We start from the raw sequence: 15,916 nt of genomic DNA, 5'->3' as shown, positions 1-15,916 counted from the left end.
CAAGACTAGCGCTGAAGTGATACGTTTCACAACAATGGACCCCCTTCACTCAGGCCAACCAAAGGCCATCTCGAAACAACTGGTATGCAACATAGAGGCCAACATAGTTATTGCGCTGAAATGGGAGCTTCCGCGCGAAAAATGATTGGGTAAATACCCCAGTTGGGGGCTCCTCACCCATGGTGAGAAACAAGGAGCCGGGCACGCTGACCGAGACCCGAGGCCCGCCTATATGCGCAGCATGTCGAAAGGGGTCGCCGGCTTCGTAGTGTGCCAGCATATCGTCGGGATCAAAGATCACGCCGATGGGGTTGGCGCCGAACACCCCCGGTCGGGGGGGTACGTAGGAGAAATAACGTTCTTTGACTATTTTAGCCCTTTCCTTATGGGGGGGCGGTGGATTATTCTGCGCTTGCGCGTTCCGCACGCCCGCCCACACGCGCCGATAGGAAAAGTAGTTGAAAATGTCTTTTGCCGCCCGTCCCCTGGCCTTTCTGGCCATGGCTACACTGGCCCTCAGCTCGGTCGCGGTAGCCCCGTCACCTGCCCAGCTGATCGCGCGCGACACCGACCGTCACCCCGAAGATTCGCTACGGCTTCCCTGCCTGCTGCAACCCAACGCCAAGACCATCGACATGACCCGGCGCCGCAGCTACCGGGCCTGCTCTGCCGGTGGATCCCTTGATACCCCCGAACAGACCGCTCGCCACTTCCTCGAGCAATACTCGCCAGCGCTGAAGATGGGCGCAGAGGGCGTGGCCGGCCTCAGAACCGTGCAGATCAAGCGCGGACTGGCGAGCGCCCATACCCGTTTTGAACAGACCGTAAATCGAAGGCCGGTGTTCAACGCGTGGCTGTCGGTGCACCAGGGACCTTCAGGGGACGTGCAGGCCCTGCACACAAACTACAGCGTCGCGCCGATAAGCAAGCCCAGGCGACCAAAGGTTCGTCGCGCCGCCGCCCGGCGCGCGGCGCTTGCCGCGGCAGGCGTGACCGCCGAGCGCATGCGTCACGACCACCGGCTGGTGTGGTTCGCAGCCGCCGACGGCACTCTCAGGGTGGCACACGAGCTGTGGATATGGGCAGCCGAACCGCTGGGAGATTTTCTCACCGTTGTCGACGGGGTCACCGGCAAGATACTGTTCCAGGAAAACCGCATTGCCTTTGACACCGGCAGTGGCCTGGTCTTCCTGCCTAACCCGGTGCAAACGTCGGGCAACACCGGTCTCACTGATAACTCGGACCTGACCAGCGCAACTCTTGACGCCCAGCGAAGCGCGGTTACGCTGCTGGGGCTGGACGCGGGAACCGGCCGTATCAAGGGAGAATACGTAGATCTCACGCTGACTGGAGGTCTCGTTGTGACCGTGGCCGACGAGCCCAGCCGTGTCTATAACTACGATCGCGACGACGATCGTTTCGAAGAAGTAACCATCTACCACTCCATCGACTCACTGCAGCGCTGGTTTCACTCGCTCGGCTTTGACGACGACACGCCACCGGCCAACGGCATTCGTGACTTTCCAACGCTGGCCAACGCGCACTGGTTTGCTGATGACCAGTCCTACTACTCCACTGGCGACGACGCCGTGCACTTCGGTGACGGCGGTATCGACGACGGAGAGGACGCCGACATCATTGCCCACGAGTATGGGCACGCGGTCCAGCACGACCAGAATGCCTGCTGGGGTGGCGGGGATATGGGAGCCATGGGCGAGGGCTTCGGCGACTACCTGGCCGCCAGTTTCTACTTGCCCAATGGCGACGCCACCTACCAGGCTTCCCACGCGGCCTGCGTGGGCGACTGGGACGCCACCTCCTTTGGCTCGGGAAACCCGGCCTGCCTCAGGCGCGTTGACGGCAACAAGACCTATCCCGGAGACCTGGTGGGCTCAGCACACGCAGACGGAGAAATCTGGTCGCGCGCCGTGTGGGACATAAGGCTGGCACTTGGCGCGACCAAGGCCGACACGCTGGTGCTGGAGCACCACTTCTCGGTACCGTGTAACGCAACGATGACAGACGCGGCACTGGCCCTGCTGCAGGCAAACGTCAACCTCTACTCCGGGTTGGACGACGCGACTATCCGAACGGCGTTCTGTGACCGCGGGATATTGAGCGGTGTTGCATGTACCCCGCCGTCAACCCTGTCTGTCGGCATAGTACCCTCCGATGACCCCGCGTTTGCCGGCTCGGCTCTTAACTACACGGTGACTGCTACCAATACCGGGGGATCGAGTCTTACAGGCGTCGCTCTTTCTGCCACGGTGCCTTCGGGCTCCAGCTATATCGCCGGCTCGGCCAGTGACGGCGGCTCGGAATCGGGCGGCACTGTGAGCTGGTCGACGTTCTCGCTGGCGGCCGGGGCGCAGGCCCAGCGCAGTTACCAGGTGCTGGTAGGCCCCGGTTCGGGTACCCAGGTAGCGTTTTCCGACGACATGGAATCGGGCAGTGGAGCGTGGGTGGCTGGCCATAACCTTGGAAGTGCTGACTGGAGCCTGAGCGGAAGCAATCCTTTCGGCGGAAAGGGGTCGAGTAAGTCGGTGCCTACCACCACGGTGGGTGCCACGGCCTGCATCGACGGCAAGGCCGACGTATTCTCCTGCAACTCGGTAGATCTTGAGCAGTTCTTCCCCATGTCGGCCATAGGCGGGGGAGACGGTAACGACAGCTGGGGCTGGACCGACAGCACCACCGGGAGCGAGTACGCCATAGCCGGACGCTCCACTGGCACCTCGTTCCTTGACGTCACCGACCCGGCCGCTCCTATCTACCTCGGCGACCTGCCAACGGCCACCGGCGAAAGCGCCTGGCGCGACATGAAGGTATACGCCGACCACGTCTACATCGTCTCCGATAATAACGGCGCACACGGCATGCAGGTGTTCGATCTCACCGGCTTGCGTTCGGTGGCATCGCCACCCGTCACTTTCAGCGAGACCGCCCACTACCCCAACTTCGGCAACGCCCACAACATAGCGATCAACGAGGACACGGGCTTTGCATACGTGGTGGGCAGCAGCACCTGCTCGGCCGGGCTGCACATGGTCGACCTGTCGTCGCCCGCCTCGCCCGTGCAGGCCGGCTGCTACTCGGGCGACGGCTACACCCACGACGTGCAGTGCGTGGTCTACGCGGGACCGGATTCGGCCTACAGCGGCCAGGAAATCTGCTTCGCCTTCAACGAGGACACGCTCACCATCGTTAACGTGGAGGACAAGAGCAGCCCGGTGCAGATCTCGCGGACGGGCTACAGCGGCGTATCATACACCCATCAGGGATGGGTCACCGAGGACCACGCTTACGTGCTTCTCAACGATGAGCTCGACGAAGCATATGGCGGACACAACACGCGCACCTACATCGTGGACGTAAGCGACCTGGACGCACCTGTTTTCGGCGCGAGTTACACATCGCACCTGCCCAGCATCGACCACAACCTGTACATCAAGAACGGCTACGCCTACGAATCGAACTACACCACCGGCCTGCGAATCATCGACCTTTCCGACATTGCCAACGGAAACCTGTGCGAGGTCGCGTCCTTCGACATCTACCCGGCCAGCGATGCAGCGGCGTTCGCGGGGGCGTGGAATGTTTACCCGTTTTTCGCCAGCGGAACGATAGTGATCAGCAGCATCGAGGGTCTCACCCTTGTCACACCCGACCTGTCTTCTCCCACCTGCTTCGATCCCGGTGGCGGCTCGGGCCAGTCGTGGTTTGCGCCTGACCCGGGCATCGAAAGTGACCTGTGGGTCCGCACGGCCTCGCCCATCGCCGTGGCCGGCACCCCGACGCTCACCTTCTGGCACGACTACAACACCGAGCCCGGTTACGACGGCGGTGTCGTCGAGATAAGCAGCGACGGCGGTAGCAGCTGGAGCGATCTCGGGTCGGCGATGACGGCCAACGGCTACAATTCCAGCCTTAACACCTGTTGCAGCAATCCGCTGGGCGGACGGCAGGCCTTCTCAGGAAGCAGCGGCGAGTACCTGCAGACCACCATAGACCTATCGGCCTGGACGGGTGAGCAAGTGCTGCTGCGCTGGCGCATGGGCAGTGACAGCAGCGTGCCCGGTACCGGCTGGTACCTGGATAACGTCGAGATAGGGACCGAGGTTTCACTCAGCGCAAGCGCCCAGGGAAGTTCAAACGAGGGTCAAAGCGGCAGCCAGGCCGTGGTTACCCAGGTTACGTCTTCCTGCGGTAACGGCGTAACCGACCCGGGCGAGGACTGCGACGATTCTGGAGAATCAGCAACCTGCGATGCCGATTGCACGGCGGCGACCTGTGGCGACCAGGCGGTCAACTCCACTGCCGGCGAACAGTGCGACGACGGCAACCTGGACGATACCGATGCCTGCCTGTCCACCTGCCTGGACGCGACCTGCGGTGACAGCGCGGTGCAGGCTGGGGTCGAGGAGTGCGACGACGGCCCCGCCAACTCGGACAGTACTCCCGACGCGTGCCGGACCGACTGCAGCAGCGCTTCGTGCGGCGACAGCGTGCAGGACAGTGGCGAGCAGTGCGACGACGGCAACTCCAGTAACACCGACGCCTGTACTGCTAACTGCCTGGAGGCTTTCTGCGGCGACGGCTACACCGAGCAGGGAGTGGAAAGCTGCGATGACGGCAACAACACCCCCGGTGACGGTTGTTCGGACGAATGTGCCGCCGAGGTGGCTCCAGACAAGGCCCAGCAGGCCTGCATCGTATTGGTCAACAAGGCTGCGTCCAAGGTCGCCAAGGCCCGTGGCAAGATCGCGAAGGGCTGTATGAAAACAGCCGCCAAGGGCGACACCGCGGGCGCCCAGGCCTGCATCACGACCGATCCCAAGGGCAAGGTTGCCAAGGCCCGCCAGAAGCTGAGTGACACCGTGCTCGGCAAGTGCCAGTCGCCTCCCTCGTTTGGTTTCACCGACGCCGCGACCGCCGGCGACGGCGCGGAGGACGGAGAACTGTCGTTGGTCGCCGGGTTACTCGGCAATGACCTGTCGTCGGCAGCGCTTACCACGGCCGAGAACCGAGACGGCGCTCGCTGCCAGGCCACCGTGCAATTCTCGGCAAGCAAGCTGTCGTTCTCAGTTCACAAGCTGTTCCAGGCCTGCAAGAAGTCGGGACTTAAGGCCGGAAGTTTCACGGGTAGCGAACAACTGGCCGGCTGTTTTGATGTCCTGGCGACGGACTCCTCGGGTAAACTGGCCAGGGCCCGAAACAAGACATCCAGTAAAATGAGAAAGAATTGCACTTCGGTTGACGTGTCGCAGACGCTGCCCGGAAGTTGCTCGGCCAGCCCGGACGGGACAGCGGCTGCAGACTGCGCGGTCGAAGTAACGTTGTGCAAAACCTGCCTGGAGCTCAACGTCATTGACGACATGGCCTACGACTGCGACCAGTTTGACAACGGCCTCGCCGACGGCAGCTGCAACTGAACCGGCGACACTCGCTTCCCTTGCCTCGCCTCGGCTTGTGCATTCGCAGCTAGACAGCTAACAGTGCCGCGTGCACCCGGTACTGCTGCTCAAGACGGTTCACCTCCTGGCCGCGTCGGTATTTTTCGGCGTCAGCCTGGCAAACGGCCTGCTTAAAACAGCAGCCGATCGCAACGGTGACTGGCAGCGGCGCTGCTGGGCCATGCAGCAGGTGCTGCTCAACAATCGTCTGTTTATGCTGCCTGCCGCGCTGCTGCTGCCCGCCACCGGACTGGTGCAGGCCCTGATCGGCGAGCACTCGTTCAGCAGCGGCTGGCTGCCGCCCGCCCTGCTGCTCTACGCCGTCCTGGCTGCCATACTGGCCTGGTCTTTTCGCGCAGAATCAGCGCTCGCACGCCTGGCGCACTCGGCCGCGGCCGATGACGCCCAGGCCCAGGCGGAGTACATCAGCCTGAGCCGGCGCTGGAGCGTCGCCGGTCTTATCGCGACCGTGACGATGATCGCCGTGTTCCTGCTCATGGTAACAAGGGGCAGCCTGTAGACAGTGAACGTCCCCGTAACAACGGTAGACGCCTTCGACGATCAGCCGCGGCTGCGAGGCAACCCGGCCGGGGTATGCCTGCCCGATACTCCCTTGCCCGATAAGGCGATGCAGGCCATCGCCGCTCATATGAACCTGCCTGAAACCGCCTTCGCAGTCCCCCGCAAAGACGGCGACCACGACCTACGGTGGTTTACCCCCACCTGCGAGGTCGACCTGTGCGGACACGCGACACTGGCCACCGCCGCGGTGCTATTGGACCAAGCGGGCAAGGCGATCCACAGCCTGGCTTTTCACACCCGAAGCGGTCGCCTGGAGGCTCGACCGCTTGGCGAAGAATCGATTGAAATAATTCTGCCGGCGCTTACATGCCAACCTGCAGACGATGACGGACAACTGGCCGGCGCACTGGGAGCCATCCCGACCACGGTGCTGGTTACGGATACCCACTACGTGGGCCTGTTTGACAGGCCCGGCGAGATAGCACGGCTTGAGCCCGACATGAAAGCGCTGGCCGGACTGGACAAGGCCCAAGTAATAGTCTGCGCTCCCGGCGACGGCTGCGATATCGAATCCCGATTCTTCGCACCCGCCATGGGTATACCCGAGGACCCTGCCACCGGCTCGTCCTGCTCGGTGCTGGGCCCGATGTGGCTCAGCCTGCACGGCAAAGACAAGGTGGTCGTACTCCAGTTATCCGAACGGGGAGCACGTCTACTCTGCCACACGCTCGTGGACCACGTGGCGGTCAGCGGGCATTACAGCCTTCGCGACACCATTGAAGTCGAAGTCTGAGCACCGCATCGCCGTGGTGTTCCAAGCCGCCCCGTCAGCAGTGCCGGCTTCACACCCCGACGGTCACTGCTGGACGACACTGAGCAGGTAGTAGACCCCGTCCTGGCCCGAGAAGGATAGCTCCCAGGTGTCGGCCCCGATACTGACCTGGAAGCAACTGTCAGCCGCGCAGGGATCCTGGGTGATCGTGGCGGCCGGAAGCGCGCCTTCCGACGGCGCAGCCAGCAGCAGGAATACCCGCAGGTCGGAGCCTAGCGCCTGGTCGGGAACCCAGCGCGCGCGGCCCCTGCGCTCGGTACCGCCAAGGCGGTTGAGAAACTCGAAGGGGGCATCCACTACGAAACCGCCGGCGGCGAGCGAGGCCCCGACAATTTCCCCCGCGCTCTCGGCCGCGCCATAGCGGTCGAGCGAACTGCAGACCGGCAGCAGGTGCAGGCGGCCGGGGTCGGGCAAGCTAATCTCCACGTGCTGGCTGGTGTAGTGGCAGTCTACCGCGGCCGGCGGCGTGAGCATGTCGTAAGTGTGCCAGTACTCCTGCACGCTGCTGTCGGGCCGGTCAGCTCTAACCCGGAAGCCATCGGCGACTATGAAGTGCCCACCATCGAGCGGCAGCAGCCAACGGTCAAAGGTATCGAGCCATCCATCGTCCAGGTCATCACGCCCATAAACCGCGTCACCGTCGAGGTGCAGCAGCTCGATGCCAGAAACGGTGAGGCTCTCTATGATGCCCGGCGTGTCTTCTACCTGGCTGGTGTTGGTCGACGGGTCGCCGTCCCACAGGGCCCCGGGTACCACCAGGGTATTGTGCCCGGTGGGGTTGTTGTCAGGAGCATAGTCGGGTGGAATCCCGTAGCCGATATCAATCGAGCCGTAACCAAGGTCAGCCAGAAGTCGCGTGCCGTAAGCCACCCATACAAGGCTGCCGAAATCGAGCTCGGTGTGCGGGAAGGTGTTGGGGATGGCGCTTACAGACAAGAAGGTCTGGTCAGCCTGCTCGTAGCGTTGTTCAACATCGCCCAGCGTCGCCGTGACCGTAGAACCGGGCAGGCCCACGCGGATGTTGCCCCAGCCGCCTTCCTCAAGCACGGTCACCTGGGTACCGGCCAGCGCAGCCGCGGAGCACTGTTCGACCAAGGCCACCCAGTCACGCGCAAGCGAAGCATCAATAGTAAAGGGATTGCGCAGGCCCCAGTCGAACCAGCGATTGTTGAAATAAGCCCGCGCCGTGCAGGGATCGACGGTCGCCGGCCCCTGCCCGATCAGCTCCGACGCCATGGCCATGTACAGGGGCATGAAGGTCGACCAACCGCGCTTGGCCCAGGAGTCACCGTAGTCCACCGTCAGGCCGTCGGGTGCCAGGAACTCCAGCGCCCACTGACTCACTGCGGGCATACGGTCCCAGCGTACGCTGTCGATGGACTCGCCGAAAGTAGCGCGCGACAGCATGTTGATCTGCCGCAGGTTGTCGAAGGACACGTGCGTGTACATCATCAACCCTTCTTTGTAAGCGCCGTCGGCCAGGTAAAAATCACGGTGCAGCCACAAAACCCCGAGCGCGGTCAGCGCCACCTGCGGTGCACGGGGGTCCTCGTGGTAATAGGTAATCGCCCAGTACATGGCGGCCAGCGACAACACCGGCGTCCAGTTGTTGCCGTTGTACAACGCCCAGTGGTGGTTTTCGGCGTGCTGCAGAAAGACATCGATACGGCTGCCCATCTCGGTGGCTATGATGTCGTGGTCGGCCTGCGACAGGTCATCCCACAGGGTATCGGCAAATATAGACCAGTAGCGCATGGGCGGTAGCGTCCCCAGGTCGAACACCAGGCTCTGGTTCTCCCAGGTCCAGTCACCGAAACGGGCGATCTCCACGGCTATGAACTGTGCCACCAGCGCGTCGATATCAGCCAGCGAAAACTGGCAGCCACCGCCACCCTGCTCGTGGCAGGCGCGCACGCGGCGCAGCAGGTGCAGCACGCGGATAGCTCGGTCCTCGTTCCAGTTACCCGCAGCCGTACCGTCCAGGTAAGGAGCCGCGTCGGGATGGTCTTCGATGAGCACGGGGTCCTCGCCGTTGCAGACCTTGCCGCCCCGGGTATAGACGTCCCACATATTACGGATGTTTGTTACCGAGCCCCAGCCCGCGCCTTCCTCGTAAACCGGCGCGTAGTAACAGGGCAGGTTGTTAAATACTTCCTGCCCGGCCAGCCACTGCTCGTTCGCCCCGAACAACCTCGGATGGTCGAGGGCCGGTAGCGAGGGAGGATTAAAGATTTCCTCGGTGTCCAGCGTGAGATCCTGTATTGCCATGCTGTTGTACACGAAGCGTCCCGACAGGCAGTTGGCCCCGTCACACCCGCCGGGGTACTGGCGGTATATGAACGCCGCCACCACCAGTTCGTCTACTGTCTGCAAGGATTCAGGCACGTCTACGCTGTAAGTTTGGGCTCCCGAGTAAGAAACTTCCGCCGCCGGATCGTGGGGCCCGGTAATCACATAGCCCTGGCAGTTGCCCGCCTTGCCCCACAACAGGAACAGGCCGGGTGGAACATTCTCGCTCCAATCCTCGGCGGCCTCCTTGTACTTGGGAATGCAGTTGCCCAGCTCGTCGGTGTCGTCGGCGTGGCATGGATCGGGCTGGCTGCCGAACAGGCGCGCCCAGGCGATCCTGTAGTTGAGGCGCACCGCCCGGTGCGCGGGCGGTAGCGGAAAGCGAAACTGCGCCCAGGTCGGATCGCCCGAAATGGGTATGTGTATGCTGCCCGTGGGCCAGCGATTAGCGAAGAAAAGAGCGTTGCCGTTGGTGGGGTGGTCGGTGAGAGTGACACGGCAGTGAGGATCGCCGGCGTAGTCCTTGATGGGGCCCGCCTCGACGCGATCGACGTCCCAGCTTACCGACACGTCGCAGGTGGAATCATCGGGCGTCCAACCCACCGGTGGATCAACGGGCGCAAGCGTGTCGGAGAGAAAAGTCGGAAGCGGGTCGGGCCAGCTAACCGACAGCGCCGTGTCGGGCAGCGACGGCAACAGGTCGGTTATGCCCAGCAGGCTGGGTGCTATGTCCTGCCAGGGGGTAGCAACGTCGCAGTTACCCGGGGCATCGCATTCCGACGGGCAACTCACGTAGTCTTCGCCCAGCCCGCTGTCGCAGCTGCCGTTGCCACAACACGAACCGCAGTCGGTCGCGCAGTTGCCGCAATCCTCGCCAAGGCCGCAAGTGCCGTCGGGGCAGGCGGTCGCCGTGCAGTCAGCGTAGCAGGTGGCAGTCTCGACGCCGTCGTCGCATTCTTCGCCGGCCTCCACCACGCCGTTGCCACAGGCAGGACAGCTGTTGTCGGCCGCGCCGTTGTCGAACAGGTCGCAGTCCTGCTCAAGAACATCGGCATCGTTGAACAGGCGGCAAGCGCGGCAACGCACCCTCGCCTCGACGCAGTCAGCCGCCGCCGAAGAGCCGGCAGAGGCTTCGCCGGCGCACTGTCCTGCCAGGACCGCAGCCAGGTCGACCCCACGGGCTACGCACTTCTTCTCAAACAGCGAGGCAAGCTTCTGCTCGGCGCGGGCGATCTTGCCGCGTTGGTCATTGTTGATCGCGTCGAAGCAGGCCTGCTGCAGCGAGCCCGCGTCAGCAAAACTCTCATCGCGCAGGCCTTTTTTCTTGGTATCAACGAACTCCCGCAAAACGGCCGACAGCAACTTTGCCGAGCCCTTGGCGCCGCTCAACTGGCAGCCGGCCCCGTTGCGATCCCCGTCTTTGCCCACCACGGCAGCGTCCAGGTCCTGGCCGTAAACGTCGTGTACCAGCGCGGTCGTCTCACGCGCGGCGGCCTCGTTGACCAGCTGGCCTGAACTGTAGGCAAAGCTGGGTGTAACGTCGCAGCTACGGGTCTCGCCCGCCAGGGTCTTGGCGTGGGCTCTTGCGATCTTGCCGCGCTGGTCGGCCACGAGACAAGCCTCGGCACCCGTGCCGGCAGGCTCCTGCCGCGAGGCCTGCTTAATACAACCGGTGTTCTCTTTTGCCTGGGCCGACGAGACCTTGGCCGCGCCCTTGTTCATGGCGTTGACGCAGGCCTGCGAAGGTTTGTCCAGGGGTTGCGCGCCGGCGACGCCAGCCACCAGCAGAAGGGCCACGCAGAGAGTCCAGGTTCTGGTCACCCGCCCACGGTGTCACGCCCCGTGGTCTACTGGAAGCCCGGTTTTTACCATCGCTCGTCCGGGGAGGGAGTACACCGTGCGTTTATCGAAAAGCCGGAAAAAACTCCTTGCCACTGCTCCCGGCGCGCAAGTGTTTCTTGCCCACTGGCACGGTGTCGAGCAATCCGAGGCCCGTATGAGCCGAGCCGGGGGCCAACCGAACATCGTCGCCCGGTAACGGCAACAGCTGCCACGTGGTCGGATTGGTCGTCGGCTCCTTGCCCGAGTGGGTGCCTGCTTCGACACACAAATAGAAGTTCCCCTCGTGCATGACGTAGTCACCCGTGTTGTAGATCGTGGGCACTCCTCCTGCCCTGCTCGAGGTCGCGCTCCAACGCTCGATCAGCAAGTAGTCAACGTCGGCTGGCAAGCCCATAAAGTCGTTGAACGTGACTGGGTCGACGGTCCCACGGCTGTTGCCGCTGGCCGTAATGTTTCCCACCGTGCCGTTGAGCGCTCCACCCAGGCCGTTGACCAGTTCGAGGCTGGGCTCGTCAAAAACGTTGTCTAGCAGCGTGATCGGGTTGGTTTGTGTCGCGTGCACGCGGATCAGATGGCCCGGGTGCACGCTGCCCGCGTAGATCTCGTCGCGTTGGAAGTCGAACTGCCGGAATACGTTTCGCTCGACCTGGTACGCGGATACCCCGTCGGCGTCGCCTCCCATGAAGGCCCCAAGGAAACGAAACGAGCTGTAGAAATTGTCGTGGATCGTCATGCCGTCACCGGGTGCGTGCACGTCTCCACTTTCCTGACCGAAGAAGCCGATCAGCGTGTTCGCCGCGCCGATGAACACGTTGTCGTGTATGGAGCTCTGGCCGTAGCGCACATCCATCTGGCTGGTGCTGTCCTGAAAGGCCTGGAAGGAGTCCTTCCAGTCAATGGCCGCGAGCGCGAACACGTTGTTATTGATCTTGCAGCCATCGCCAAGCTGCCCGACCTGCAGGGCCTCGGTCCCGGTGCGCAGAATCCGGTTGTTTTCGATGTGCAGGTTGTTGAAGGAATGTTGCGGAGCCGTCTGGGTGCTGCCGATGTACAGCCCTTCGCTCCCGGTGTCGTGGATATAGTTGTCGTGAACGTAGACGTTGTTCATCGGTACTGTACCGTCGTCAGTCTTGAGGGTCATGCCGGCAAAGCCCACTTCGCGGATCTCGATAAACGAAAGCTCGTAGTCACTGGTCGGCGGATTCACGATGCCGACCGGTACCTGGCTCCCTACTGAGACCCCTGAGAACCCAGATCCGAACAAATAAAAATCGTCGTCGACGAGGATTCCGTAGGTTCCACGGGTATTGGCGTAGTTGTTTTCCCTGTGTCCAGGGAACGCGGCATCCCCTGTCAGGGATACCGGGTCGTACTTGCCCGTCAAGACCCAGTTGGACCCGCCGCTGAGAGAGAGCAGGTAATAGTGTCCCTGGCCACCCACGCGGACCCGCCCGTTGACGTTGGTGATGATCAACGGTCGGTCGGCCGAACGCACCGGGAGGTTCCCTATACGAAGAAACTTGTATTCACCCCCTTCGAGGTAAAGGCGGTCGAGCGTGCTCCAGTCGACGGCTGGATACGATGCCTGGATGTCGACCAGGTATGCACCCTGCCCCAGGGGCGGCGCAGGGATAGTAAGGGTAAACTCAGGCACGCCCCACTCCCCGTCCGGATTGCGCTCGCATTCTTCGCCGGGATCGACCACGCCGTCGCCACAGGCGGGGCAGCTTTTGTCGGCTGCGCTGTTGTCGAACAGGTCGCAGTCCTGCTCAAGAGCGTCGGCGTCGTTGAACAGGCGGCAAGCGCGGCAACGTACCCTCGCCTCGACGCAGTCAGCCGCCGCCGAAGAGCCGGCAGAGGCTTCGCCGGCGCACTGTCCAGCCAGGACCGCCGCCAGGTCGACCCCACGGGCCACGCACTTTTTTTCAAGCAGCGAGGCGAGCTTCTGCTCGGCGCGGGCGATCTTGCCGCGTTGGTCATTGTTGATCGCGTCAAAGCAGGCCTGCTGCAGCGAGGCCGCGTCCGCAAAAATCTCATCGCGCAGACCTTTCTTCTTGGTATCAACGAACTCGCGAGAAACAGCCGCCAGCAACTTGGCCGATCCCTTGGCGGCGCTCAACTGGCAGGTGGCCCCGTTGCGGTCCGCGTCCTTGCCCACGACGGCCGCGTCCAGGTCCTGGCCGTACACGTCGTGTATCAGCGCCATCGTTTCACGCGCGGCGGCCGCGTTGACCAGCTGGCCTGAACTGTAGGCAAAGCTGGGTGTGACGTCGCAGCTGCGGGTCTCGCCCGCCAGGGTCTTGGCCTGTGCACGCGCGATCTTGCCCCGCTGGTCGGCCACGAGGCAAGCCTCGGCGCCCGTTCCGGCAGGCTCCAGGCGCGCGGCCTGCTTAATACAACCGCTGTTATCTTTTGCCTGGGCCGACGAAACCTTGGCGGCGCCCTTGTTCATGGCGTTGACGCAGGCCTGCGAAGATTTGCCCAGGGGTTGCGCGCCGGCAGCACCGGCGACCAGCAGGAGGGCCGCGCATAGAGTCCAGGTCCTGTTCACCCGCCCACGGTGGCACACCCTGTAGTTTACTGGAAGGACCGGATGCACCGTCGGTCACCTGCAGCTCAAGGCCGTCGCCACGCGCGGGACGCTGGGGGTCCAGTCAACCAGGGCCCGGTACTTTTGTGCGTCCGCCACGGGCTGGGCCTGGTCCTCGAGCACTCCCCACGAGCCCCACTTGGTCCAGTCCCCCACGTAGCTGAAGTTGCCGAACATCGACACCCCCGCGTCGTGAAGCAGGTCGAGGTACTCGAGGTAGCGCTGGTACATGCGCGGGTCGCGGTTGACCGCCTGCAGGATGCCGGTCAGGGTCAAGTCGTTCTCGGCGCCGAGGCTACCCACGAAGTGCTGCCCCCCCTCGTAGCAGACCAGCCGCGCGCCCTGCGTATCGGCAACGGCTTTCTGCGCAACAACGTCGGCCCACGCCGTGGCTATCATCGCGGGCGCGTCCACGTCCAGAATATCGTCCAGCGTGGGATAGGATGGCGCGGCGGGCGGAATGTCGGCCGGGGTGTAGACCTGGCCGAAGTAAGGCGCGACCGCGAGGGCGTCCGGCATGTTGTAGGCGGGATTAATCGCCGGATCGTTCAGGGCGCTGAAACGCGCGCTCGTGATGGACAGGTTCGCCGACTGCGTCGCGAGCACCTTGACCAACCGGCTGTCGTCGACGAACTCCTGCTCGAAGATCTCCCAGATCTGCGCCGAGCGCATGGCGCAGAAGATCTGCCCCGCCGTCCAAGGGTCCGGATCGAGCCCCAGGCTCGATCCCATGGCCTGCACGTATGAGGTCTGCTCGAAGATTCCATTCCAGGTCTCGTTCGAGTACTCGACGTAGATCTTCAGTGACGGATCCACGCTGTCGCGCAACAGGGCGGCCGTCTGCCGGACGTAGTCGTCATCGGCCTCGTGCGGGATACAAATCCAGGGGTCCTGGTCGAGAGTGTTCGCCAGCTCGACCATGTGCTCCAGGGCCACCCCCTCGTCGCGCGTCTGGGTGTAGGTGTCCACTGTCGTCCGTTCGCTCCAGGAGACCAGCGGCGAGGCGTTGGTCTCGCCCCAGTCCATGAAGCGCAGGTTGGCGAAAGTCGCGAGCCGCTGCAGGAAGAGGGGGTGAAAGGGATCGCTCTGATAGACACCGGCGAAACCCGGCCGGATCAGGCGCAGATTGCGGATGTAGTCGGCGCTCGACGACGAGTCGTGCATCTCCAGGTAGATGTAGCCCTCCCCGCCTGGGGGCACGGTGAAGGTGTAGGTCGAGGTTCCGCCTCCGGTGGGGATGAACTCCTGGGTGCCGGCGCCCTGGGCCTTGAGCCGGATACGGCCCGCGCCTTCGAGGATCAGGGTGTAGTCCCCCGCTTCGGGCGCGGGCAGCAGCGTGTGCGCCAAGTGATTGGCCCCGTCGCTGGCGAGGAAGGGCAGGCCCGTTGGCCAGCCGTTCGCGTCGGTCGGCATCTCTGCGCTCATCCCGCTGTCCCACTCGCTCCCGCCCACACTGCGCGTGAGCCAGGTCCGGCTCATCCGGAACACGTCAACAAAGTCCCACGAGGTGGCCCAGTCCACGACGCTGCCCAGGTTCATCCCCAGGGTCATATTCGGCGGCGGATTGACGTTGAAGACGCCGGTGACCGTGGTGTCGGCTCCCATGGTGATGCTGCGGGGGTTGCCCAGGCCCGAGACTTCGCCCGTCCAGCCCCCGAAGGAGTGCTCGACCGCCGGCGTCGCCTGCAGCTTGACCACGGTCCCCGCCTCGAACACCGTCCCCGCCGGGTCGGAGGTCACCGAACCCCCTGGTCCGGCACTGAGATTCAAGGTGTAGAGCGGCCCGGGCTCGATGATCTCAAAGGCAACCATGCTCGTCTGGTGGTTGTAACTGCCCTCGTGCGCGTACAGGCGGACCTCGACCGGCCCGGCGATCGCGTCGTAGCCGCTCAGAGGCAGGATGAAGTCGAAGTCGGCGACACCGAGGTCGCCGTGGGCAATGGTGCTCGAGGTGAAGATCTCGTCACCGGGCTGGAATCCATCGACGCTGGTGAAGAGGGAGTACCGCCTCGGTGCGTGCCAGCTGAAGCGCTGGATGCTGAAGTTGACCTTCTTCGCGTTCAGGTCGACAGTCCCCGCCGGATCCTCGAGCGTGAAACCCAGGTACTCGTCATCAACCACGGCCTCGGCCAGGGTGCTGACAGTGGCGGTGGCGTTCACGTAGAAGCCGAAGGCATCGTCTACCCCGGGGACCGGGTAGGTCCCGGCACCGTGGTACCAGCCCGAGTAGACCAGGTTCGGCGCCAGGTAGGAGGTCGCCGTCCAGGGCGTGTTCGAGGCCGGCTCGGTTCCCACGAAATCGCTGACGATCATGCCAAGCGCGGAACAGCTGTTGTCAGCTGCGCTGTTGTCGAACAGGTCGCAGTCCTGCTCAAGAGCGTCGGCGTC

The 15,916-nt window shown here is 63.5% G+C and carries 6 protein-coding genes; 3 read left to right on the top strand and 3 right to left on the bottom strand.

What is annotated here, in order from left to right; genetic code table 11:
- Positions 1–49: 49 nt before the first annotated feature.
- On the bottom strand, positions 50–502 hold the full coding sequence (locus EYQ35_06965; protein HIF63874.1) for a hypothetical protein: 453 nt from the start codon (positions 500–502) through the stop codon (positions 50–52).
- Here EYQ35_06965 and EYQ35_06960 point away from each other — a divergent pair.
- The 3 genes from EYQ35_06960 (at position 465) to EYQ35_06950 (ending at position 6,768) form a co-directional block, all read left to right on the top strand.
- On the top strand, positions 465–5,432 hold the full coding sequence (locus EYQ35_06960; GenBank protein HIF63873.1) for a choice-of-anchor B family protein: 4,968 nt from the start codon (positions 465–467) through the stop codon (positions 5,430–5,432). The genes EYQ35_06965 and EYQ35_06960 overlap by 38 nt on opposite strands.
- A 70-nt stretch (positions 5,433–5,502) precedes the next feature.
- On the top strand, positions 5,503–5,973 hold the full coding sequence (locus tag EYQ35_06955; protein HIF63872.1) for a DUF2269 family protein: 471 nt from the start codon (positions 5,503–5,505) through the stop codon (positions 5,971–5,973).
- A 3-nt stretch (positions 5,974–5,976) separates the two neighbouring features.
- Positions 5,977–6,768, top strand: a complete 792-nt coding sequence (locus EYQ35_06950; protein HIF63871.1) for a PhzF family phenazine biosynthesis protein — start codon at positions 5,977–5,979, stop codon at positions 6,766–6,768.
- Positions 6,769–6,831: 63 nt separating this feature from the next.
- Here EYQ35_06950 and EYQ35_06945 read toward each other — a convergent pair whose 3' ends face one another.
- Together EYQ35_06945 and EYQ35_06940 are read right to left on the bottom strand one after the other, a co-directional pair.
- The gene (locus tag EYQ35_06945) at positions 6,832–10,917 is read right to left on the bottom strand and encodes a hypothetical protein (GenBank protein HIF63870.1); all 4,086 of its coding nucleotides are present in this window, start codon (positions 10,915–10,917) and stop codon (positions 6,832–6,834) included.
- An 82-nt stretch (positions 10,918–10,999) separates the two neighbouring features.
- Positions 11,000–13,489 (bottom strand): hypothetical protein, encoded by a 2,490-nt coding sequence (locus EYQ35_06940; GenBank protein HIF63869.1) that lies wholly within the window; start codon positions 13,487–13,489, stop codon positions 11,000–11,002.
- Positions 13,490–15,916: the final 2,427 nt, after the last annotated feature.

The organism is Candidatus Binatota bacterium (assembly GCA_012960245.1).
In the GTDB taxonomy this organism is placed as follows: domain Bacteria; phylum Desulfobacterota; class Binatia; order UBA1149; family UBA1149; genus UBA1149.
The sequence above is the reverse complement of the archived record's forward strand: the minus strand, read 5'-3'. Positions and strand labels throughout refer to the sequence as shown.

Coding starts and splice junctions, on each gene's coding strand:
- EYQ35_06960 (HIF63873.1), top strand. CDS start 465: ATGTCTTTTGCCGCCCGTCCCCTGGCCTTTCTGGCCATGGCTACACTG.
- EYQ35_06965 (HIF63874.1), bottom strand. CDS start 502: ATGGCCAGAAAGGCCAGGGGACGGGCGGCAAAAGACATTTTCAACTAC.